This is a genomic window from Streptosporangium canum (assembly GCF_900113865.1).
GTDB classification, from domain to species: domain Bacteria; phylum Actinomycetota; class Actinomycetes; order Streptosporangiales; family Streptosporangiaceae; genus Streptosporangium; species Streptosporangium canum.
The window spans coordinates 176377-196549 of record NZ_FOQY01000013.1; the positions used below are offsets into that span (position 1 = coordinate 176377).

A 20173-nucleotide genomic window follows, 5' to 3' on the forward strand; every position below is an offset into this window, starting at 1 on the left:
GAGGGTGAAAGCAGACGTAAGTCCTCAGTGAGGGGGACTTTCGCCGCTGACGCTCTCGACATCACTGCGGGATCGTCGTGATTGAGGGATCTTTGAGGAGGTCAATCATGAAGGTCTCAGATGTCATGGGCACCAGAGCGGTCGCGGTGCGACCGGAGGCGCCCTTCCCCGAGATCGTCGAGGCCATGCGGCGTTTCAAGGTCGGCGCGCTCACCGTCATCGACGCCGATGAACACCCCATCGGCGTGGTCTCCGACGATGACCTGCTGCTCAAGGAGACCGACTCCGCGTCTGCGGGCAGTGCCTTCGACAGCCATCGCAGACGCGAGGAGCACCACAAAGCCGCAGGCATCACGGCTCGGGAGATGATGACCAGCCCCGCGATCACGGTCACGAAGGACACCGCCGTCCGGGACGCGGCGCGGCTGATGCACCGCTACCGGATCAAGCAGCTTCCCGTGATCGAGCCGGCCACCGGACGTCTCGTCGGAACCGTGCAGCAGAGCGATCTGCTGAAGGTCTTCACCCGTCCGGCCGAGGAGATCGATCGCGAGATCGCCGGGATCTGCAATCGCCTCTACATCGACCGGGAGCACTTGACGGTCGACGTGGAGGCGGGTGTGGTCACGCTGACGGGTCACGTCGGTTTCCGCTCGCAGATCTCCCGCCTGGTCGCGGCCGTCCAGGGGGTCGACGGTGTCCTCGACGTGGAGAACCGCCTGGACTACCGGTCCGACGACCTGACCCCCACCCCGCCCCTTCTGTGACGGGGGTGAGGTCCTGACATCCTCCCCACGGCTGAAGCCGGGGGATTCCCGCCCTCGGCGAGGCCATGCCGTCCGTGATGTGATGAGAGCAAGAAAGGGAGAACGTCATGATCCTGGTGGGAGTCGACGGCTCGTCGGCCGCGCTTGAGGCCGTGAGCTGGGCGGTAGGAGAAGCCCGGCTCCGCGGGGCCGGGCTGCGCCTCGTGCACGTCATGCCGGGCTGGCCGCTGGAGATGTCCGAGGACGCCCCGTACGCCGACGCGGGCCGGTGGATGCGCGACGGGGCCGCCTCCATGCTGACGGACGCGGTGGAGCGGGCCCGCGCGGAGGACGGCCGGGTCGATGTGGAGTCGCAGTTGCTCCCGGGCGACCCCCGGCTCGTCCTGATCGAGGCGACCAAGGAAGCGGACCTCCTGGTGGTCGGCAGTCATGGGCTGGGCGGCTTCTCCGGCATGCTGCTGGGATCGGTCGCGCTGGACGTGGCCGGACACACCTCCTGCCCGGTCGCCGTCGTCCGGAATCTGCCCGCGCAGGCACGCGGCGAGGTGGTCGTCGGCGTCGACGGCTCCCCGGCCGGCACGGCCGCCGTCGGGTTCGCCTTCGCCGAGGCGTCCCTGCGCGGCGCCGACCTGCGGGCGGTTCACGCCTGGAGCCGGCCTGTCGCCGGCTGCGGCCCCTTCGCCCTGGAGTCCGCGCAGGAGACGGCCGGAGGCGAGCGGCGGCTGCTGGCCGAGGCGCTGGCGGGCTGGAGCGAGCGCTATCCGGATGTCAAGGTCACCGAGCAGGTGGAGCACATGCACCCGGTGGAGGCCCTGAAGAACGCCTCAGCGCACGCCGACCTGCTGGTCGTGGGATCACGCGGACGCGGCGGCCTCGCCGGGCTGCTGCTGGGCTCGGTCAGCCACGCGCTGCTGCACCACGCCGCCTGCCCGCTGATCGTGGCACCCGCTCCGGCGACGCCCCGGCACACCTGAGCAGAAAGATCACCTTGCCGGTGATCGTACGGATGGGCGGTCGGGTTCGCTTGTGCTGATCATGTCGGAGACCATCGGGGTGTCGATGGTGCCGGGGCAGCCGGCGTCTACTTCGGCGAGGACGACATCGAGCGCCTTCAAGACGACTACGGCCGCGATTTCGGTGTTTGATGCTTTTATCGTGTCGCAGCTTGACGGACTGCCCGGCTTGGCCGCCGCCCGTGGCTGTTCCGTTGGCCCTCGCCCCGGAGAGCCACGGGTGAACCCGCGTCGTCGCGGAGCCCTGCGATCACGCGTTCCCAAAAAGATCGCTTCTGGTCAGTTCGCGGCAATCTTGCGGCCTCTTGTGCATTAGATCCTTCTTTCGACCGATTGGCGAATAAGGATCATCAATGTCCCGTTTTTTGGCCTTGACCATCGGGCTGCTGGCCGCCGTGGCCCTGCCCGCCATCCCGGCCCACGCCGGCACCCCTGACGGCACGCTCTCGCTCCGGACGGCGAGCGTGAAGGCGGGTGACCCCCTGGAGCTGTCCTACTCCACCTCGCGCCCCGACCCCAAGAACTGGATCGGCCTCTACGCCGACCCGGGCAACGGGCCCGTCGACCAGAAATACGTCGGTCCCTCGCTGAAGTGGGTGTACATCCCCTCCGGCTCGGGCACGGCCACCCTGCCCACCGACGGGCTCGAACCGGGCGACTACCTCACCTACGCCCTGGCCAAGGACGGCTACGAGTGGCTGGCGGCACCCGCGAAGGTGAAGATCGCGAGCAGCGAGCCGCTCCACTTCGTGACCCGTGCGTTCACCCTGCGCAACGCCCGCGCCAAGTCCCCGTACACGGCCACCGTCAAGGGTACAGTCCGCGGCGAGGCGAGCTTCCGGAAAACGGACGGCCCGGCCTGGGTGCGGGTCGGCCAGGACGGCACGGTGACCGGCACGCCGCCGGCGTCGGCGTCGGCGAAGACGGCCACCTTCACGGTGGAGGCGCGCAACCAGGCGGGCGAGAGCGCCACCGCCACGGTCGGCGTCCGCGTACGGCCTCCGGGCGGGCCGCTGGTGCCCGAGCTCACGACCATGTCCTGGAACCTGTGGCACGGCGGCAGCCAGGTCAAGGGCGGCAGGGAGAAGCAGCTGAAGTTCCTGCTCGACCGCGACGTCGACGTGGTCGGCATGCAGGAGACGTCGTCCACGTCCGCCAAGGAGCTGGCCGAGGCGCTCGGCTGGGACTACTACCAGGCGGGCGCTGACCTGGGCATCGTCAGCCGGTACCCGATCGTCTCGCGCGGGCCGCTGCCCTCCGAGTCGGGCCTGGCGGGGATCAACGCGAAGATCAGGCTGGACGACCGGCACGAGGTGGCCGTCTGGAACGTGCACCTCGGCTACACCCCCTACGGCCCGTACGATGCGTGCTTCGGAAAGTGGAGCGTCGAGCGGCTGATGGCCAGGGAGGCCGAGTCGAAGCGCACGCGCCAGATCCAGGAGATCATGTCGGCCATGTCCGGCGACCTCGCGGAGGCGAGCCGTACACCCGTCCTGCTGACCGGCGACTTCAACGCACCCTCGCACCTCGACTGGACCGCGGAGACCAGGAAGTGCGGGTACGGCTCCGTGTCCTGGCCCACCTCGGTCGCTCCTGAGCAGTCCGGGATGAAGGACTCCTATCGCGTGGCCCACCCCGATCCGGTCGCCGCCCCCGGCACCACCTGGTCGCCGATCTACACCACGTTCACCGGCGGGTACGATCACGACGGCCACAAGGGTGAGCCCGAGCCGCAGGATCGCATCGACTTCGTCCACTACAAGGGCGATCTCAAGGTGAAGTCGTCCGACGCGGTCGTCGAGGGCACCCCGGCGCCGATTCCGAACCACAGAGACAACGCCTGGACCTCCGACCACGCCGCCGTGCTGACCACGTTCGCCGTCCGTTGACCGGGCTCCGCGTTCACGTCCCCAGCGCCGGCGCGCTCGCGGGTTCGCGCCCGCCGGAGGCGATGATCAGATGACGCGCGCTGCCGGGCTGTTCTCGGCCACCGAGGACGGCCCGGCACCACGCGGGCACGTTGGTGGGAGACGACTCCCGAGTTCGTTGAGCGGTTGGGGGCCGGCGTCGCACCGTGCCGAGCGTCATCGGCGATCGCATCGCCCCGCTCACTGATCGGCGCCGCTCAGCCGACTCCGTCCCCGACGGGACCGCCGGCCGGTTCCGCCTGCTCGGCCCGGCGTCCGCGCCTGTGGACCGGCCGGCCGGGCTCGGCGAGCTCGGCCTGGCCCGGTTCGCGCTCCACCCGACGCCCGCCCGGAAGGAGTCCGCCCGCACGGCGTACGGGTCCACGGTGCTCAGCCCTGTCTACTGAGCCGGCTCGGCCCCGTCGGCCGACCCGGCCTGCCCGCCGCAGAAGACCTCCTTGACGAGCCTCTGCGTCGCCTTCTGGAACGCCGCACCCAGGGACAGCGCGGCGTCGTCCACGTAGTTCAGCGAGGCGGTCAGGGTCCTACCGCCGTCGGGCGTGCTGTACATCAGCGCCGCGTGGCCCGCCATGCCTCCGTTGTGGGTGATGACGGTGCCGCCGCAGCCCGTGTCCTGCACGAACACCCCCAGGCCGTAGCCGACCTTGGGATGCGGCGTGCACATCTCGGCCAGCAGCGGCGCCGGCAGCAGCTTGCCGCCCACCAGCGCGGAGATGAACGTGTGCAGGTCCTGGGTGGTCGAGATCATGTCACCGCCGCTGGAGATCCAGGAGGGGTTCTGGCGGGTGACGTCGACCGTCTTCTGCAGGCCCGCGTCCTCGTACCGGTAGTAGGCGTGGGCGTGCGGCTCGGGGATCTCGGACTGGACGGTCGGCGCCACGGTGCCCGACAGCCCGAGCGGCCCCAGGATCAGCCGCTGCATCTCCTCGGCGACCGAGCGGCCGCTGACCTTCTCGATCAGCAGCCTGGCCAGCACGTAGTTGGTGTTGGCATAGCTCCAGTCCGTCCCCGGCTCGAAGCGCGCCGGCTTGGACAACGCCAGCCGTACCAGATCCTCCGGCAGATAGGTCTTGAACCGGTTGTCCACCCACTCCTGGCCCGCGGTCGTGGCGGGGATCCCCGGCGCGAACGTCCCGTCGTCGTAGTACTCGCGACCCACTCGCCCCGCTCATCGTGCACGCGCAGCGTCACCCCGGTGAAGCCGGAGTCGACCATCTCCTCGATGGCCTTCTGCAGCTCCGGGCGGTCCTGGTCGGTAAGGGTGATGGACATGGTGGTGTGCTCCTTTGGGACTGTTACGAAGTTCAACGGAACGGACAGGGTCGCCGTGCTGAGGGGTGTCCCTCTTACAGGCTGCGGGCGGTGATGTCGCCGTAGGCGGTGGTCGCGTGGATGGTCAGGGCGGCGTCGGCGCCGTCGGTGTTCTTGAGCGCGTTGTGGATCCGGCCGTAGGAGGTGCCGGCGTCCAGGGAGGCCGAGACTCCGCGGGCGGCGCCGACGGAGATCCCGCCGGACTCGGTGCGCAGCGTGACCGTGCCGCGCACGGCCTCGGCGATGTGGAGGTCGCCCTTCTGGGTGCTGATCTCCGCGGGGCCGCCCAGGCGGCCGACCGAGAGGTCGCCGGCGAGGAGGGTGAGGCGGGCGCTCGCGGCCTCGTCGAGCTTGACCGAGCCCTGCGCGCTCTCGAAGGCGACGTCGCCGAGCCGTCCGACGCCCCGGAGCTCGGCGCTGGCCGCCTTCGCCTCGACGCGGGAGCCGGCGGGCAGCTGGACCGTGACTTCGATGGATCCGGAAGCGCCGAGGATCTGGTTCTTCGCCTCCGGGGCCTTGATCCGCAGGACTCCGTCGCCGTATGCGACCGTGGTCTGCTCCGCCGCCTTCACGTCGCGGCTCTTGGAGGCGTCCGCGGGCAGGACCTCGACCGTGGTGTCGGCCCGGTCGGCGGCGATGAACCGGATGCGGCCGGCGGGGATGTCGAGGAAGGCGGCGATCGGGGCGGGGGTGTCGAACTTCTGCATCGTGCTCTCCTGCGGCCCGTTGTTTCTGATACTGGAAACGCTACGTTGCATTTTGAGATATGGCAACTGATTCGTTGCGTGTAATCGTCATAACCGCAGGTAGAACTCGATAATTCGTTGCAATGTTTTTGAATTTAATGCAACCGTCACCGCTCTGATCGTTGCAATGGATTGAGAGTGAACGCTATACTGGAGACACCACAGACCGCGAAGGAGACCGCGATGCCGGGAGGCAGACTCACCCAGCAGGAACGCCAGCAGATCGCGCTGGGACTGGCCGACAGCCTCGCCTACGCGGAGATCGCCAGACGCCTCGACCGTCCGACGTCGACGATCACGCGTGAGGTGATGCGCAACGGCGGCCCCACCGCCTACCGCGCAGACCTGGCCCACCGCGCCACCGAACGCCGCACCCACCGCCGCAGGCGCGCCGCGCCTCGGGACCCCAACACGCCCCCGCAGGCCTACGGACGCGACGCCGAGGCCGTGCGCGAGTACGAGGAGGCGTTCGCCACCGTCTTCATGCAATCGGGCCTGCCCAAGATGACGGCCCTGGTGCTGGCCGGCCTCTACACCACCGACGCCGGCAGCCTCACCGCCTCCGAACTCGCCGGGCGCCTCCAGGTCAGCCCGGCGTCCGTCTCCAAAGCGATCACGTTCCTCGAAAGCCAGGGCCTCATCCGCCGGGAACGCGACGAACGCCGCCGCGAGCGCTACGTCGTCGACGACGACGTCCTGTACCAGTCAACGATGGCCAGCGCCCGCGCCACCGCCCACCTCGGCGAGGTCGCCCGGCAGGGCGTCGGCATCCTCGGCCCCGACACCCCGGCCGCCGCCCGCCTGGAGAACATCGCCCGCTTCGTCGACTTCGTCTCCGAGAGCATCGCCCGCGCCGCGGACCAGGCCCGCGAGATCCTCCACACGAAACCCGAAACGACCTCGGACGGCACTGCCTGAGCCACGTTCGGATCGCGGGCAGGCGGCCTCGGCGAGCACCGCCGGGACACCGGCGGGGCAGCGGCGATGCGGATGATGACGTCGGCGGTATCGGAGGTCGTCTGCCCGAGCGGATCCCCGATGGGAGGGGTTCCGGCGCGGCTGGGCTCAGGCGGTTCTCCGAACGTGCGACGCCTCGGCGGAGAGCGGCGTGCCGTCTTGGCCGAGCGGGTGGAGTTCGGGGAGCTCCCGCCCCTGGTCGTCGACGAGAATGGAGTGCGGCTCGTCCGGGGCGAAGGCGTGGCGCTCGCCCCATTGGCGGAGGGCGACCACGGCCGTGAACAGGTCCTGCCCGGCTCCGGTGAGCCGGTAGGTGTGTCGTCTGCCGTCGGTGGCGGCGCTCTTGTCGAGGATGCCGTGCTCGACGAGTTTGCGGAGCCGGTCGGTGAGGATGTTGCGGGCGATCCCCAGCCGCTGATGGAACTCGGTGAAGCTCGTCGCCCCGTCCATCGCGTCGCGGATGATCAGCAGGCTCCACCGGTCGCCTATCAGGTCGACGGTCCGTGCGACCGGGCAGGCAGGGTCGGTCCAAGCGCTTCCTGCGGCGAGTGTGACGTCCACCGGCCCCCTCCGTAATGAGTTGCAATCTGAAACCAGTATGCCCTAACCTCGAATAGGTTGCATTTTGCAACTTATTGGAGGGTGATATGTCGTCAGGATTGACCGGGAGGCAGCGGGCCGTGCTCGCGCTGGTGTGCGCGGTGGCGGTGTCGGCCGTCTACGGCATCCAGCCGGTTCTCGAGGCCGCGGGCGAGGACCTCGGGCTGAGGGAAGGAGCACTGGGGTGGCTGGTCGCCGCCGGCCAGATCGGCTATCTCGCGGGGCTGGTGCTGCTGGTCCCGCTCGGTGACCTGTTCGACCGCCGCAGACTCATCACGGTGCACTTGCTGCTCACAGCGGTAGGTGCGGGGGTGGCCGCCGCCGCCCCCAGCGGTGGCATCGCGATCGCGGGCCTGGCCCTGGCCGGACTGTTCGCCGTGGTCGTCCAGATCACGGTGGCCTACGTCGCGGCCGTCTCACCGATCGGCGAGCGCGGCCGCAACATCGGAGCGGTCACCTCGGGTGTGGTCGTCGGGATCCTCGGAGTGTGGGTGGTCGCGGGCACACTGGGCGAGCTGACCGACTGGCGCATGGTCTACCTCGTAATCGCCGGGCTTTGCGCGATGCTCGCGTTCGCCGCCCGATTCACCCTCGAGGCCGACATCCGCCGCCCCCGAGCCCGGTACGGGCAGCTGCTGTCATCGCTGGGCCGTCTGGTCGTCGGCGACCGGCTCTTCCTCAGTCGCGGACTGGTCGCGTTCTTCCTGTTCGCCTCCTTCGGCACGCTGTGGAGCGGACTGGCGCTCCCGCTCGGCGACGCGCCGTGGCACTTCGGCACTACCGAGATCGGATTGTTCGGACTCGCCGGTCTCACCGGGGCGCTGGGCGCGGCCCGGGCCGGCCGATGGGCCGACCGGGGCCTGGCGTCCTCGGTCACCGGCTGGTCGCTGGCCCTGCTCACAGCCTCGTGGCTGCTGATCGCTCAAGCGGGGTCATCGCTGTGGCTGTTGATCGTCGGCGTCATCGTCCTGGACTTCGCCGTGCAAGCCGTTCACGTCAGCAGCCAGCACCTGCTCACCACCGCCCGCCCCGACCAGAGCAGCAGCGTCATCGGCGCCTACATGGCCTTCTACTCCCTCGGCTCCGCGCTCGGTGCGATCACCACCACCTGGGCCTACAGCGCCACGGGATGGTCGGCCGCCAGCCTGCTCGGCGCGGCCTACGCCGCACTCGGACTCCTCGTCGCCGCCTCGACCCGACGTTTCACCGCCCTACCGCGGGCCCCGTTGCCCGGCTCCTGGGAGGCTCTCGCGAGCGCAAACCGGGAGAGCGCCGTGAACGAGACCTCCGTCAAGGGCGATCGCTGAGAAGCCGCAGTAGTCGGCCACTTTCAGTCGATAGAAGCGACAACGCCACTTGGGTGTGTCGCCTCTCCTCCGTGCTGGGACGGCAACCAGTGACCGGTCCGTGTTCGGCCGAACGGTGGACTGTCCGGGGCTCGCGCGGGACCGGTACCTGGCCGCGGCACTGGATGATCGACTCCAGGGGATCGTTCAGGCCGGAGGGGGACGGATAGCATACGCGGATGTCCTCGGTGCATCTGCGTCGTTCGGTCCGCGCGGTCGTGCTCGACGAAGACGACCGCATCCTGCTGTGTCGGCTCGTCATTCCTCAGCCGACCGGGACGATCGTCGTATGGGCGGCGCCCGGTGGAGGCGTTGAGCGTGACGAAGCCGTCCTTGTCGCCCTACGCCGGGAACTGCACGAGGAGGTAGGACTCGCCATCGACGCCGACCCACCGCATGTCTGGCACCAAGAGGTCATCGAGCCTGGACACGCGGTGGGCTATGACGGAGTGGTCAACGACTACTTCCTTGTCCGCGTCGCATCGTTCCACCCCCGCGGCGCGATGTCCGATGACGAGCTCGCCGCCGAAAACGTCGTCGGCTTCCGCTGGTGGCGGCTGTCAGACATCGCAGACTACTGCGGTCCCGACGTATTCTCACCGCGCGACCTGGCCACGCCGTTAGCGGAGCTGATCGCCGTCGGGGTTCCGGCCAGACCTGTGCCGCTCGGCCTGTTACGACTACTGAACCCTTAGAATCGATCATCTAGAGAATGTCGAGCCCGATGCCGCCGATGCCGATCAGGCCCCCCACCCCGACACCGTGGCCGACCCCGCTGCCCGAGCTCTCGTAGTAGCCACCGCCGTAGTAGCCACCGCCGAACAGGTCACTGAGAGGGTCCGCCGCTGCGTGGGCTGGGCCGGCAGCTACAGGCGAGGCCAGAACTGCGCCGACGCTGATCAGCGCGGCGACGATCGTGGTGCGGTTCACGCGGTTCTCCTTCGAGCAGGGGTGTGCCGCCTACTGCGGACACCCTCTCCGGTTACTGCACGCCCCATACGACTACCCGGAGTGAGCGAGTCCAAGTTTGCCGACATTCGGGCGTGTCCGCCCGAGTCGGACAGTGAGAGGGCGTCCAGCCCTGGTGGGGGCGTCGTTATGGCTGCCTGCGGACGATCGTCTTGGGGCGCGAGCATGGCGGCATGGATGATGTGGTCGCGCTGCGCGCCCGCTATGACCGCGTCGAAGGTGCCGTCGTCGATCAGGAACGCGTAGTGGCCGGGCTGGGGCCGGTGGCGGTCGTCGAAGTCGAGGGTGAGGTCGTCGTTGACGCTGACCGCGCGATGGCAGCGGGCATCCTTGTCGCCGTTCGTCTGCCGGCACATCAACGTTGATCGGCACCTACTCCTTCGCCCAGCCCGACCTCGGACCCCGCCGGTATCCGCCGGCTCCGCAACCTCGACGAGCCGGACTGACGAGAGGACATCCTGTAGACGGGGTCGGCGTCGTACCCCGAAGATCGCTAGGGCAGTCGTGTCGCTGTGGCGGCTGGTAGGGCGTAGGTGACGCCGGTAAGCCGTTCGGACAGCTGCCAGAGGCGAGTGGCTGTGGCGGTGTCGTGGACGGCGCGCTCGTGAGTACGACGAGTCGGCTCGCCACGAAGCTGAAGCACGCCGTCGGGAACGATGTAGCTGCCGCCGGGCAGGTCCGGCACGGTCGCTGCGTACAGGGAGGTCTTCGCCCCTTCAAGGGTGGGCCGGAAGGCCGCGCGCACCAGCAGGCGCGTGAGGGTCGCATACAGCCGTCCCCTGCTGCCGTTGGCACCGCCGGTGAGCACGTTCGTGCGGGTGAGTCCAGGGGCGACGGCCATGCTGCGCAGCTTCAGCCCGGCGGCGTCGGCCAGGCGCTGCAGTTCCATCGCGAAGTAGAGGTTGGCCCGCTTGGATTGCACGTAGGCGAAGGCTGTACGGTAGCCGCGCTCGGCGTTGAGGTTTTCCAGGTCGAAGCGGGCGAAGCGCTGGCCCTCGCTGCTGACGGTGACCACCCGTGGGTCGGGTGCGGCGAGCAGGTGCGGCAGGAGCAGACCGGTCAGGGCGAAGGTGCCCAGGTGGTTGATGCCGAACTGCGATTCGAAGCCATCGGCGGTCCGGGCGTAGGGGACCATCGCCACCCCGGCGTTGTTGACCAGCAGATCGAGCCGGCCGTGGTCCCACCCGGCGGCGAACTCCCGGATGGAGGCCAGGTTTCCCAGGTCCAGCCGTCGCAGATCCAGGTGAGCGCCGGGCAGCTCGTCCTGCATGCGGGCGAGGGCGGCCTGGCCGCGTCCGGGGTCGCGGCAGGCCAGCACGACATGCGCGCCACGGCGGGCGAGCTCACGGGCGGTGACGTTGCCGATGCCGCTGTTGGCTCCGGTCACCACCGCGATCCGTCCGCTCTGGTCGGGGATGGCGTGGGAGGTCCAGGGGAGAGAGTTGCGCATGATGATGTGCCACCTCAAGGGGACGCAAGCGAATGTATCGCAACTTTGAGTTGCGATACACTTATCTTGTCACGCGCCTCGCGAATATCGCAACTTGGAGTTGCAATGTGTTCTGATCAACCTTCCGCCCAGCCGGTCGGCCGCGGCGCCAAAGTACGCGCCGCCGTCCACGCCGCCACGCTCGCCGAGCTCGTGAACAAGGGCTACGCCGCGTTGAGTGTCGAGCACGTCGCCCAACGCGCGGGAGTTCACAAGACGACGGTGTACCGCCGCTGGAAAGATCGAGAGAGCCTGCTCGCCGACGCCCTGGCCGAGCACATGGCGATGGACATCCCCGTTCCCGACACCGGAGCGATCGAGAGCGACTTGCGGGCATTGGCACGTTCGATCGTCCATACGTTCACCAGCCCGAACGGGCAAGCCCTCCTCGCCGCCATGTTCACCGGAGCGGCCCATCTTCCGGAGATCGCCACAGCCCGGCGCCACGTGTTCGATGACCGCCTCGCCAGAGCCGAACCCGTGGTCACGCGCGCCATCCAGCGCGGTGAACTTCCCGGAGGAACCGATCCCGCCGAGCTGTTGAAGACCCTGGCCGCGCCGATCTACCTGCGCCTGCTCATCACCGCCGATCCAGTCGACGAGACGACGGCCGACCAGGCGGTGCGCGTCACGCTGACCGCCGCGCGCGCCGGCGTCCTGCGGACCGACTCGCAACCTCCGTTGTAGGTGTGGTTCCTCTGGAGGGACGGCCTCAGGGGCGCATGTCCGCGATCCTGCCATGCCTCGCGCGCCAGCAGTGACTCGTCCCATGCCGTGATGATCCCGGTGTGGGGCGAGGTGATCTCTCAGATGTAACCTCTGGTCCCGCCGCGGCGGGGCCGTACTTTTGCCGTCACGGGGTCATGCCTGGCCAAACAGCGCCGGAAATCCCGGCCATCTACCGCCGGAACTTACAGGTGTGCTCTTGGAGCGAGACGTCCGCTCCGGCCGCCACCGGTTCTCGGGCGCCCTCCACCTGCATGGACGTCGACTCGACAAAGATCTCGCCCCGAGGCCCCGTCAGATTGTCCAAAGGGCATGCCCCGGTCCTCCCGCCCGTTGCCGATCCCCCTTGCGGGGGAGCCGGTTGGTCCCTCTGGGGGAGGGTTCCGGACCTGGGGCTGCGCCATGCTCAGCAGCATGACCTCGATGAAGCCCCTCAAGGCCATGTGGCTCGGAATCGCCGCGCTGGCTCCCTACATCCTGATGAAGACCTACTGGGCGTTCGGCGGGAACGCCGGCCGGCCGGCCGGGGATCTCGGCGCCGGGATGCGCGCCAACGGCGCGCCCGAGGCGCTGGTGTGGATGGAGCAGCACGGGATCGACTTCACCGTGCTGGGCGCCCTCGGCGGGATGTTGCTGCTGGCGGCGCTGGCCCGGCCCTGGGGCGAGCGGCTGCCGCGCTGGGCGCTGCTCGTCCCGGGCTGGGCGGGCGCGCTGGTCCTCGCCCCCTACGGTTTCGCCACCTTGATCGCCTCGGCCGTCGGCTTCACGGTCGGCGACGCCGAAGGCTGGTCCTCTTGGGTCGGCTACGTGGGCGGACTCGCCTTCGCCGGCCTGGGCCTCTCACTCGCCCTCTGCGCCCGCTCCTACCAGCGCCGTACCCGCCCCTCGGCCGTCCTCGCCCACTCCCGAGCATCTTCGCTCAGTCCGTCCACGGAGGGAGCTCCCGCGAGCCGCCGTCCGGCGTAGACGTCAATGCGGTCCTGGAGGTTGCTCTCGTCAAAACGATCCAGAACGCTACTCCGCCACGTGACGTCGGTGTTCGCGCGCGGCGCCCGCGGTGCGCCCCGTCTCAACTCGCGCCCGCCGTACCGGCGGACCGCCGACCCCGCGGTGGTGAAGGCGGCCCTGAAACGCCTGACCGGCTAGCCTGGCCGGACTTCGTCGCCGACTCTCAGCTCGCCGAGGTTCCTGGGCACCAGGCGGATGCCGAACCAGGTCTCTCCGTCCCAGCGGCGGCGTTTGGCCAGGGTTCTCAGGGGTTCCTTGCCACGCTCCTGAGTGGCCGGGTCCCAGATGGTGGCGGCGCAGCGGTCGCACAACCCCGAGACACGGAAATCGATCTCGCCGATGCGGACCGACGTCCAGGCGTCCTCCGCGAAGGGTTCCGCGCCGTCGATGACGGCGTTGGGCCGGAGGCGGGCGACGTCGAGGGGGGCCGGGGGGTGCTCCTGGCGTTCCATGGCACCTTCGGCGATCCAGTCGTCCAGGCGCTGGAGTGAACTCCTGGAGACGAGCATGAGGGGTCCGTCCCAGAGGCCGCCCTGTTTCTCGGTGATGGTCCGGCGTCTGGGGTCGTCCAGCCAGACGAGGCGGGCGGGCCTGCCGAGCAGGCGGGTGAACCATTCATGGGCGTCGGCGTGGGCGAGCACGGCCCGGTCGAGGTTGGAGCAACCTAGCGGGATCGTGTCACCGGTGGCCGGGGGGATCTTGAGTTCGCCCATGGCCCTCGCCGACAGGCGGAGGCCGCCTTCGGGGGTTTCGGCGGCCGAAACCGAAAGAAGCCGGGGGTGTTCGCCTACCCAGATCAGTTCTCCCAGCGGGTCCACCACGGCCCAGCGGCGGTCGCCTTCCAGCCCCCAGGGGAGGACCTGGGCGGATGGGCGGGAGATGCCTCTGGTGGATTTGATGAGGTAGGTGCGGATCTCCGCAAGTTCCATTGCGCAAGGATAGGAGAAAGCGCTCTCTCGGGGTATGGGAGCGTTTCCATGGGGCGTCCGGAGCGAAGTGTCGGGCTCCCTCTGGAATGCGGGTTTCGCATGCTCTTCGACGAGGCGGCCGGGTCCGTTCGTCGGAAGCCCTGTAGCGGCTTCTGGTGAAACATTCATCCCAGCCGGGCGCGGGCGGGAAGGTTCGCGGGGTCACCGGTCCCGGCTCGTCGGCGCAGATGACCGTGGTCTAGCCCCGGGTGGAGCAACCATCGAGGCGTTTCACTACCGGCGGGCAGATCTTGGTGCAATCGCACCGCCGACGGCCCCCGACTTCATGTTCCTGCACGAAGCACTCCCGGGTGAGGTGATGGAGGGTTGCTGGAACATTGATTTGAAAGCTCTGGAGGCCTGTGAATGGGACTCGCCGAAGGCACCTCCACCCTGGCGCCGGCGCAGATACGTAAAACGGCGACCGTCACCGTCGGCCTGCTCATGGGCGTCTGGGTGATCGACTACGTCGATCGGGTGATGATGGCCGTCGCGTTGCCGTTCATCGGCGAGGAGTTCGCGCTCACCAAGACCGAGCAAGGCTGGCTGATCACCGCATTCTCCCTGGTCTATCTGCTGTGCCAGGTGCCGGGTGGCATCCTCGCCGACAAGTTCGGCGCCCGCCGCCAACTCATGGTCTCTCTGCTGCTCTGGTCGGTCTTCACCGCCCTCACCGGTATCGCCTGGGGTCTGGCATCCCTCCTCGTCATCCGTGCTCTCTTCGGCGTCGGCCAGGGCCTCTTTCCCGGCGCATCCTTCAAGGCCATCGCGGAACGCACCACCCCCGCCGTCCGTGCCACCGCCGCCGGTGCCATGCTCGCCTCCAACCAGCTCGGTGCCGGCGTCGCCCCGCTCATCGTCGCGCCGCTCATCCTCACCCTCGGCTGGCGCCACACCTTCTGGGTCACCGCCGCCGCCGGCGTCGCCATCGGCGTTCTACTCTGGAAGCTGCTGCCCAAGGCGCTGCCAGCCCACCTCAACGGCTCCGACGTCGTTCAGGACAAGGGGACCGGCCTCGGCGCCGTTATGCGCTCGCCATCGGTCTGGAAGTTCGCCGCCCTCTTCTGCACCACCAACATGCTCGGCTACGGCTTGATCACGTGGGTGCCCAGCTACCTGCTGGAGGAGCGCGGCATCTCCCTCATCAACACCGGTGTCATGGCCGCCATCCCCGGCCTGGTCGCGTGCGCGACCGCCTTCCTCGGCGGCTGGCTGTTCGACCGCTTCTTCCACGACAGAGCCCGGCTCTACGTCATCCCCCTGCTCCTGGTCACCGCCGTGCTCCTGGTGCTCATGCTGATGGCCGACTCCGCTGTCGGGTTCACCGTCTACCAGACCCTCGCCATGGGCGTGGCGGGCCTTTCCACGATGGGCATCCTCGGCATGCCCGTGCGCGCCCTGCCGCCCGCCGTCATCGGATCGGGCATGGGCGTCGTCAACGTCGGCGGTCAGATCGCCGGTGTCCTCGCCCCCGTCCTCATGGGCTTCCTGGTCGACAAGTTCTCCTACACCGCCGCTTTCGGCCTGCTCATCGCCACCACCGTCCTCGGCGCGCTGATCGCGTTGATCGTGCCCCAGCGCCCTGAGCAGTTCAGCCTCGGCACGAAGGAGCTCGCGTGACGACATACGATCTGGTCCTCGCCCACGGCCGGGTCATCGACCCCGAGACCGGTCTGGACGCCGTACGCGACGTCGGCGTCAACGGCGGGGTCATCCAAGCCGTCTCCGACCAGCCGCTCGACGGCGTCACCACCGTCGACGCGACCGGCCTGGTCGTCAGTCCGGGCTTCATCGACCTGCACAGCCACAGCATGGACGTCGCCGGCCACCGCCTGCAGGCGCTCGACGGCGTCACCACCGTCCTGGAACTCGAAGCCGGCGCCTACCCGGTCGCCGCCGCCTACCGCAGGGCCGAGATCGAGGGCAGGCCCCTCAACTACGGCTTCGCCACCTCCTGGGCCGTGGCCCGTATGGCCGTCCTTCTCGGCCTCGACACCAGCGGTGACCTGAGAGATGACTTCCTCGCCAACATCGGCCGCGAGGAATGGCAGCGCGCCGCTCCGCGAAACGTCGTCGACCGCATCGTCGGCATGCTGGAGCGCGACCTCGGCGACGGCGCGCTCGGCATCGGCATCCTCGTCGGCTACGCGCCCCGCGTCGATCCCTCCGAGTACCTCGCCGTAGCCGCCCTCGCCGCCCGCGTCGGGCTGCCCACCTACACCCACGCCCGCGAACTTGTCGAGATGGACCCCGCCACTCCCATCGACGGCGCCGAGGAGATCGTCCGCGCCGCCGCCGAGACCGGCGCGCATATGCACTACTGCCACGTCAACAGCACCTCCATCCGCCATGTCGACCGCGTGCTCGGCCTGGTGGAGAAGGTTCGCGCCGAAGGCTCGCGCGTCACCACCGAGGCCTACCCTTACGGCGCGGGCATGACCGGCGTCGGCGCGGCCTTTCTCGCCCCGGAACTCCTCCACCGGCGCGGGCTGACCCCGCACTCCATCGGCCTGCTCGGTGCCGAGGGGCGTATCCCCGACGCCGACACCCTGCGTCGGGTCCGCGAGAGCGAACCCGGCTCGGCGGCTTTCGTCCACCTGCTCGACGAGGATGACCCCGCCCAGTTCGACTACATCCAGCGGGCCCTCACCTTCACCGATGCCGCTGTCGCCACCGACGCCGTACCCCTCCTGTGGCGCTCGGAGGCGCCCGACCCGTTCTCCTGGCCGCTCGGGCCCGACGCCGTCACCCACCCCCGTACGGCCGGCACCTACGGCCGGACGCTGCGCAGGCTCGTCCGGCAGAACGGCGTCCTGTCGCTGCCCGAGGCTGTGCGCCGGTGCACGCTCATCCCCGCCGACGTGGTGGGCTCGGGTGTCCCGGCGATGCGGCGCAAAGGCCGTGTTCAGGCGGGCTGCGACGCCGACCTGACTGTCTTCGACCCCGAGACCGTCAGCGACCGTGCCACCTACACCGAGACGGTCAGGCATTCCACCGGTTTCGTCCACGTCCTTGTCGGCGGCCAGTTCGTGGTCCGCGACGAGTATCTGTTGCCGACCGCCCTGCCGGGGCGCGCGGTCAGAGCCTGATGCCTGGTCCGGGTCATCTGGCTGACGGCCCCGACCGCCGTTTCGGGGCCGGGGGGAGGAGGACGCCGATACCGCACTGATGGACGTTGAACAGGGCGACTTAGGCGTCCTTTGCGGATGGCCGACTGGTGGGATCAGCCCCCGCTACGGGGTCCTCCGCTTCACGCCGGGTGAGCACCAAAGGGGCGTCCTCGGTGATGGCGACCGTGTGCTCGGAGTGGGCCGTGCGTGAGCCGTCGGCCGACCGGATGGTCCAGCCGTCGGCGTCGTAGACGATCCGGTCGGTCGTGCGGGCGAACCAGGGTTCGAGCGCGAGGGTCAGCCCCGGCCGGAGCACAAGGCCGCGTCCTGCCCGGCCCTTGTTGGAAACATGGGGCCCCTCGTGCATGGTGCGGCCGATGCCGTGGCCACCGAACTCGTCGTTGACCGGATAGCCGTAGTCGCGGGCCACCGCCCAGATGGCCGCCGAGATGTCACCCAGGCGGTTGCCCGGACGTGCCACCTCGATCGCCGCCTTCAACGCTTCCTCGGTGGCGCGGATGATCCGCAGGTCGTCGTCGGCGGCAGTGCCGACGACGACCGTGCGCGCCGAGTCGGCCACCCAGCCATCGATACTGACTGCGAGATCCGCGCTGAGCACGTCCCCGTCGCGCAGTGTGTAGTTGTGGGGCAGGCCGTGCAGGACGGCGTCGTTGACGGACAGGCAGATGACGTTGCGGAACGGGCCGCGTCCGAAGGACGGCGCGTAGTCCCAGTAGCACGACTCCGCCCCGCGTCGTTTGATCATGCCGCGCACGTGGCGCTCCAGGTCCAACAGGTTGACGCCCACGTCAGCGAGCCGGCCGACCTCGGAGAGCGCCTCGGCGACGAAACGCCCGGCCACATGCATGCGTTGGATCTCCGCAGGCGTCTTCAGCTCGATCACGAATACCTCGCATCACAGAGTGTCGGTATAGTTATACCGGCACCCTAACACTTACCGGTATAATAATACCAGTCCTCTCCTGGGGGCATGGTCCGCCAACCGCTCGCACCTGGGCAGATCGAAGCCGGCAGGCGTCTCGGCGCCCTGCTGCGTCACGCGCGAGCGGGACGCGACCTGGCGGAAGTCGCGCACGCGGCCGGTATCCCGCCGGAAACCCTGCGCAAGCCTGAACGACGTGATGATCGGCGCGTCACGCTCCTGGCGCAGGAAGGCAAGAGCCCGCTGAAGGGTGTGCTCGGCGATCCCCGTCATGGCGTCGCGGCCGGGGAAGTCGCCGTCGAGGAGCCGTAGCGCCCGACAGCCGCTACGTGGGCGACATCACATGTCTGCCCGTTGGCGGCGGCACGTTCCTCTACCTGGCCACGGTCGTGGATCCGTACTCGCGTCGTCTGGTGGGCTGGTCGATCGCCGAGCACATGCGCACCGAACTCGTCGTCGACGCGCTGCAGGCCGCCGCGCACCCGGGGCGGCCGGATCGGTCCGCAGGCTGTCCGGCTTGTGCCTTCAGCCGCCATCTTCCGCGTACCGGGCTGGCGCGGGCCCGTCCGGATGCCGGACGCCGGGACCTTCGCCCGGTTGCGCGACCATCATGCGGCCGGCGGCACGCTCGCCGGGGTATGCGCGGGCGCTGACGCGCTGGGCAGGGCCGGGCTGCTCGATGGCCGCCGCTGCACAACGCACCATACGGTCCAGGATGAATTGGCGCGCCTGTACCCCAGGGCGCACGTGGTCCGGGACGCACTGTATGTCGTGGACGAGCGGGTGGTCACCTCGGCGGGAGTGGCCAGCGGCATTGATGTGGCGCTGCACCTGCTCAGCGTGCGCCACGGCCCGCACGCCGCAGGACAGGTGGCCCGCACCATGGTGGTCCACGCTCACCGCGACGGCGCGGCCCGGCAGATCAGCATGATGTTCCGGCACCGTTCACATGTCGATGAGACCGTGCACCGCGTCCAGGATCTGATCGACACACAGTTCACCGAACGTCTCCCGCTCAACCTGCTCGCCCGGACGGCATGTTGCAGTGAGCGGACCGTGACCCGGCTGTTCCGCGACGCGACCGGCTTGACGCCGCTGGCATACCAGACTGCGCTACGGCTGGAGCGGGCCGAGCATCTCATCGCCCAAGGGGCCACGACCGAGACGGCGGCACGCGACGTCGGCTATGAGGACGCCCGCATGCTACGCCGCCTGCGCGCCCGCACCGGGGTGCGGGCGACCAGGTGACCGGGTGGTTGCGGTACTACGGCTGTGGCCGCGTAGGTGAGAACGGGAGAACGTGCCGTCACGGTCCCGGATGAGACACCTGAAGGTGCCGGCGCGTTCACCCAGGTCCATCGGCAGGTTCCGGGCCTGCCGGGTGGTTGGTGCGCCGGCCGGGTCGGAGGTGTCGCCCAGCATGCGCGCGGCGGATCTCGATCTCCATGGCGAACGAGACACGCAGGCGCTCGAGGAGCACGGCGTCGATGTGGTCGATCGGCGCCCGCCGGCCTTTCGCCTGGTTTGCTGGTTCCGCTTGCACGCTTCCGTATGTGATCTTCCGCACTTCAGATACTGAAACATTGCAGATACTGAAAATTCCCCGCTACCCTCGAGACTGTGACCACCATGGACAGCGCTGACGAGCTCGGCCGGAGGGACCGTAAGAAGCTCGAGACCCGTGCGGCGCTGGAGCATGCCGCCCTGAAGCTGGTGGCCGCGCGCGGCCTGGCGGGGGTCACGGTGGAAGACATCGCCGAGGCCGTGGACGTCTCCTCCCGCACGTTCTTCAACTACTTCCCGTCCAAAGAGGACGCGCTCATCGGCCCGAGCCCGGCCTCCACAGCCGAACTGCGCGAGAGGCTGGAGGCGCTGCCCGCGGACGTGCCGGTCCTGGAGGCGCTGCGGCTGATGTCGCGGGTCGAGGCTGAGCGTGTCCAGGAACAGCGCGAGCAATGGCTGCTGCGGCTGAAGGTGTTCGAGCAGAACCCATCGCTGCTCCCACGGCTGGTCGCCAGCGGCAGCGAGACCGAACGCGCCGTGACAGCCGCCGTCGCCCGCCGGTCCGGTATCGAGCTGGGCACGAGCGGCTACCCCGAGCTTGCGACCGCGGTGGCCATGGCGGCCTTCCGGGTGGCGATGATCCGCTGGAGCGCCGCGGGCGGCCGCCCGGAGCTGGCCGACCTGGTCGACGAGGCCTTCGCCCAGCTCGCCGGCGGCCTGCCCAATCCGTGACCGCTCCGATCGCCATCTCTTTTCGACCGTCCCCGTGCACGTTTCCGTCGAGCCGGC

General features: G+C 69.2%; 22 protein-coding genes and 1 pseudogene. 16 read left to right on the plus strand and 7 right to left on the minus strand.

Going from position 1 to position 20173, the window contains the following annotated elements:
• Nucleotides 1-107: 107 nt before the first annotated feature.
• The 4 genes from BM085_RS20975 to BM085_RS20990 all read left to right on the plus strand — a co-directional run bounded on the left by BM085_RS20975 (nucleotide 108) and on the right by BM085_RS20990 (nucleotide 4094).
• A complete protein-coding gene (locus BM085_RS20975; protein WP_093888646.1) occupies nucleotides 108-767 on the plus strand; it encodes a CBS domain-containing protein in 660 nt (219 codons plus the stop codon).
• Nucleotides 768-874: 107 nt separating this feature from the next.
• Nucleotides 875-1741 carry a universal stress protein gene (locus BM085_RS20980; protein WP_093888647.1) on the plus strand — a complete coding sequence of 289 codons (867 nt, stop codon included), beginning with the start codon at nucleotides 875-877 and terminating at the stop codon, nucleotides 1739-1741.
• A gap of 392 nt (nucleotides 1742-2133) precedes the next feature.
• The gene (locus tag BM085_RS20985) at nucleotides 2134-3669 is read left to right on the plus strand and encodes an endonuclease/exonuclease/phosphatase family protein (RefSeq protein WP_093888648.1); all 1536 of its coding nucleotides are present in this window, start codon (nucleotides 2134-2136) and stop codon (nucleotides 3667-3669) included.
• 185 nt (nucleotides 3670-3854) lie between these two features.
• Nucleotides 3855-4094: a hypothetical protein gene (locus tag BM085_RS20990; RefSeq protein ID WP_093888649.1), complete on the plus strand. Its 240-nt coding sequence runs from the start codon at nucleotides 3855-3857 to the stop codon at nucleotides 4092-4094.
• Here the strand turns inward: BM085_RS20990 and BM085_RS20995 are convergent.
• Both BM085_RS20995 and BM085_RS21000 read right to left on the minus strand, forming a co-directional pair.
• Nucleotides 4088-4867, minus strand: a complete 780-nt coding sequence (locus BM085_RS20995; RefSeq protein ID WP_245789488.1) for a serine hydrolase domain-containing protein — start codon at nucleotides 4865-4867, stop codon at nucleotides 4088-4090. The two genes, BM085_RS20990 and BM085_RS20995, sit on opposite strands and share 7 nt — an antisense overlap.
• A gap of 187 nt (nucleotides 4868-5054) precedes the next feature.
• The gene (locus BM085_RS21000) at nucleotides 5055-5726 is read right to left on the minus strand and encodes a DUF4097 family beta strand repeat-containing protein (protein WP_093888650.1); all 672 of its coding nucleotides are present in this window, start codon (nucleotides 5724-5726) and stop codon (nucleotides 5055-5057) included.
• 222 nt (nucleotides 5727-5948) lie between these two features.
• Between BM085_RS21000 and BM085_RS21005 the strand changes: the two genes are divergently transcribed.
• Complete coding sequence (locus BM085_RS21005; protein ID WP_093888651.1) at nucleotides 5949-6683, plus strand: GbsR/MarR family transcriptional regulator; 735 nt, start codon at nucleotides 5949-5951, stop codon at nucleotides 6681-6683.
• Between the two features lie 147 nt (nucleotides 6684-6830).
• Here BM085_RS21005 and BM085_RS21010 read toward each other — a convergent pair whose 3' ends face one another.
• Nucleotides 6831-7283, minus strand: coding sequence for a winged helix-turn-helix transcriptional regulator (locus BM085_RS21010; RefSeq protein ID WP_093888652.1), 453 nt, complete (start codon nucleotides 7281-7283; stop codon nucleotides 6831-6833).
• A gap of 86 nt (nucleotides 7284-7369) precedes the next feature.
• Between BM085_RS21010 and BM085_RS21015 the strand changes: the two genes are divergently transcribed.
• Complete coding sequence (locus BM085_RS21015) at nucleotides 7370-8629, plus strand: MFS transporter (RefSeq protein WP_093888653.1); 1260 nt, start codon at nucleotides 7370-7372, stop codon at nucleotides 8627-8629.
• Nucleotides 8630-8847: 218 nt separating this feature from the next.
• Complete coding sequence (locus BM085_RS21020) at nucleotides 8848-9363, plus strand: NUDIX domain-containing protein (protein WP_093888654.1); 516 nt, start codon at nucleotides 8848-8850, stop codon at nucleotides 9361-9363.
• Between the two features lie 10 nt (nucleotides 9364-9373).
• On the opposite strand, the gene BM085_RS21025 is transcribed toward BM085_RS21020, so the two are convergent.
• Nucleotides 9374-9598 carry a hypothetical protein gene (locus tag BM085_RS21025; RefSeq protein ID WP_031170570.1) on the minus strand — a complete coding sequence of 75 codons (225 nt, stop codon included), beginning with the start codon at nucleotides 9596-9598 and terminating at the stop codon, nucleotides 9374-9376.
• Between the two features lie 212 nt (nucleotides 9599-9810).
• On the opposite strand from BM085_RS21025, the gene BM085_RS44550 reads away from it, so the two are divergent.
• On the plus strand, nucleotides 9811-10002 hold the full coding sequence (locus BM085_RS44550; protein ID WP_177245191.1) for a hypothetical protein: 192 nt from the start codon (nucleotides 9811-9813) through the stop codon (nucleotides 10000-10002).
• A gap of 128 nt (nucleotides 10003-10130) precedes the next feature.
• Here BM085_RS44550 and BM085_RS21035 read toward each other — a convergent pair whose 3' ends face one another.
• Nucleotides 10131-11087, minus strand: coding sequence for an oxidoreductase (locus BM085_RS21035; protein WP_093888655.1), 957 nt, complete (start codon nucleotides 11085-11087; stop codon nucleotides 10131-10133).
• Nucleotides 11088-11192: 105 nt separating this feature from the next.
• Here BM085_RS21035 and BM085_RS21040 point away from each other — a divergent pair, with 105 nt between their 5' ends.
• Nucleotides 11193-11813, plus strand: coding sequence for a TetR/AcrR family transcriptional regulator (locus tag BM085_RS21040; protein WP_093888656.1), 621 nt, complete (start codon nucleotides 11193-11195; stop codon nucleotides 11811-11813).
• Between the two features lie 453 nt (nucleotides 11814-12266).
• On the plus strand, nucleotides 12267-12818 hold the full coding sequence (locus tag BM085_RS21045; RefSeq protein WP_143121002.1) for a hypothetical protein: 552 nt from the start codon (nucleotides 12267-12269) through the stop codon (nucleotides 12816-12818).
• A gap of 176 nt (nucleotides 12819-12994) precedes the next feature.
• Here BM085_RS21045 and BM085_RS21050 read toward each other — a convergent pair whose 3' ends face one another.
• The gene (locus BM085_RS21050; RefSeq protein ID WP_093888658.1) at nucleotides 12995-13789 is read right to left on the minus strand and encodes an MOSC domain-containing protein; all 795 of its coding nucleotides are present in this window, start codon (nucleotides 13787-13789) and stop codon (nucleotides 12995-12997) included.
• Nucleotides 13790-14194: 405 nt separating this feature from the next.
• Here BM085_RS21050 and BM085_RS21055 point away from each other — a divergent pair, with 405 nt between their 5' ends.
• Both BM085_RS21055 and BM085_RS21060 read left to right on the plus strand, forming a co-directional pair.
• Nucleotides 14195-15448 carry an MFS transporter gene (locus tag BM085_RS21055; protein ID WP_093888659.1) on the plus strand — a complete coding sequence of 418 codons (1254 nt, stop codon included), beginning with the start codon at nucleotides 14195-14197 and terminating at the stop codon, nucleotides 15446-15448.
• Nucleotides 15445-16917, plus strand: coding sequence for an amidohydrolase family protein (locus BM085_RS21060; protein ID WP_093888660.1), 1473 nt, complete (start codon nucleotides 15445-15447; stop codon nucleotides 16915-16917). The genes BM085_RS21055 and BM085_RS21060 overlap by 4 nt, the downstream gene beginning before the upstream one ends.
• A 100-nt stretch (nucleotides 16918-17017) precedes the next feature.
• Here BM085_RS21060 and map read toward each other — a convergent pair whose 3' ends face one another.
• Nucleotides 17018-17842, minus strand: coding sequence for a type I methionyl aminopeptidase (gene map, locus BM085_RS21065; protein ID WP_093888661.1), 825 nt, complete (start codon nucleotides 17840-17842; stop codon nucleotides 17018-17020).
• An 87-nt stretch (nucleotides 17843-17929) separates the two neighbouring features.
• Between map and BM085_RS45295 the strand changes: the two genes are divergently transcribed.
• The 4 genes and pseudogenes from BM085_RS45295 (at nucleotide 17930) to BM085_RS21085 (ending at nucleotide 20116) form a co-directional block, all read left to right on the plus strand.
• Nucleotides 17930-18193, plus strand: a complete 264-nt coding sequence (locus BM085_RS45295) for a hypothetical protein (RefSeq protein ID WP_218158780.1) — start codon at nucleotides 17930-17932, stop codon at nucleotides 18191-18193.
• Nucleotides 18187-18360, plus strand: a pseudogene (locus BM085_RS21075) (DDE-type integrase/transposase/recombinase); the annotation flags it as partial. The gene BM085_RS45295 and the pseudogene BM085_RS21075, both read left to right, overlap by 7 nt.
• A gap of 40 nt (nucleotides 18361-18400) precedes the next feature.
• Nucleotides 18401-19129, plus strand: a complete 729-nt coding sequence (locus BM085_RS21080) for a GlxA family transcriptional regulator (RefSeq protein ID WP_281249859.1) — start codon at nucleotides 18401-18403, stop codon at nucleotides 19127-19129.
• Between the two features lie 381 nt (nucleotides 19130-19510).
• Entirely contained in the window at nucleotides 19511-20116 is a 606-nt protein-coding gene (locus BM085_RS21085) for an acyl-CoA-like ligand-binding transcription factor (RefSeq protein WP_093888683.1), read from the plus strand.
• Nucleotides 20117-20173 lie beyond the last annotated feature (57 nt).

Bases quoted from the DNA above. Each gene is read 5' to 3' on its own strand.
- BM085_RS21055 (WP_093888659.1), top strand. From the start codon at position 14,195: ATGGGACTCGCCGAAGGCACCTCCACCCTGGCGCCGGCGCAGATACGT.
- BM085_RS21000 (WP_093888650.1), bottom strand. From the start codon at position 5,726: ATGCAGAAGTTCGACACCCCCGCCCCGATCGCCGCCTTCCTCGACATC.
- BM085_RS21035 (WP_093888655.1), bottom strand. From the start codon at position 11,087: ATGCGCAACTCTCTCCCCTGGACCTCCCACGCCATCCCCGACCAGAGC.
- BM085_RS21045 (WP_143121002.1), top strand. From the start codon at position 12,267: ATGACCTCGATGAAGCCCCTCAAGGCCATGTGGCTCGGAATCGCCGCG.
- BM085_RS44550 (WP_177245191.1), top strand. From the start codon at position 9,811: ATGGATGATGTGGTCGCGCTGCGCGCCCGCTATGACCGCGTCGAAGGT.
- BM085_RS21020 (WP_093888654.1), top strand. From the start codon at position 8,848: ATGTCCTCGGTGCATCTGCGTCGTTCGGTCCGCGCGGTCGTGCTCGAC.
- BM085_RS20985 (WP_093888648.1), top strand. From the start codon at position 2,134: ATGTCCCGTTTTTTGGCCTTGACCATCGGGCTGCTGGCCGCCGTGGCC.
- BM085_RS21015 (WP_093888653.1), top strand. From the start codon at position 7,370: ATGTCGTCAGGATTGACCGGGAGGCAGCGGGCCGTGCTCGCGCTGGTG.
- BM085_RS20975 (WP_093888646.1), top strand. From the start codon at position 108: ATGAAGGTCTCAGATGTCATGGGCACCAGAGCGGTCGCGGTGCGACCG.
- BM085_RS20980 (WP_093888647.1), top strand. From the start codon at position 875: ATGATCCTGGTGGGAGTCGACGGCTCGTCGGCCGCGCTTGAGGCCGTG.
- BM085_RS21005 (WP_093888651.1), top strand. From the start codon at position 5,949: ATGCCGGGAGGCAGACTCACCCAGCAGGAACGCCAGCAGATCGCGCTG.
- BM085_RS45295 (WP_218158780.1), top strand. From the start codon at position 17,930: ATGGTCCGCCAACCGCTCGCACCTGGGCAGATCGAAGCCGGCAGGCGT.
- BM085_RS21050 (WP_093888658.1), bottom strand. From the start codon at position 13,789: ATGGAACTTGCGGAGATCCGCACCTACCTCATCAAATCCACCAGAGGC.
- BM085_RS21085 (WP_093888683.1), top strand. From the start codon at position 19,511: ATGGACAGCGCTGACGAGCTCGGCCGGAGGGACCGTAAGAAGCTCGAG.
- BM085_RS21040 (WP_093888656.1), top strand. From the start codon at position 11,193: ATGTGTTCTGATCAACCTTCCGCCCAGCCGGTCGGCCGCGGCGCCAAA.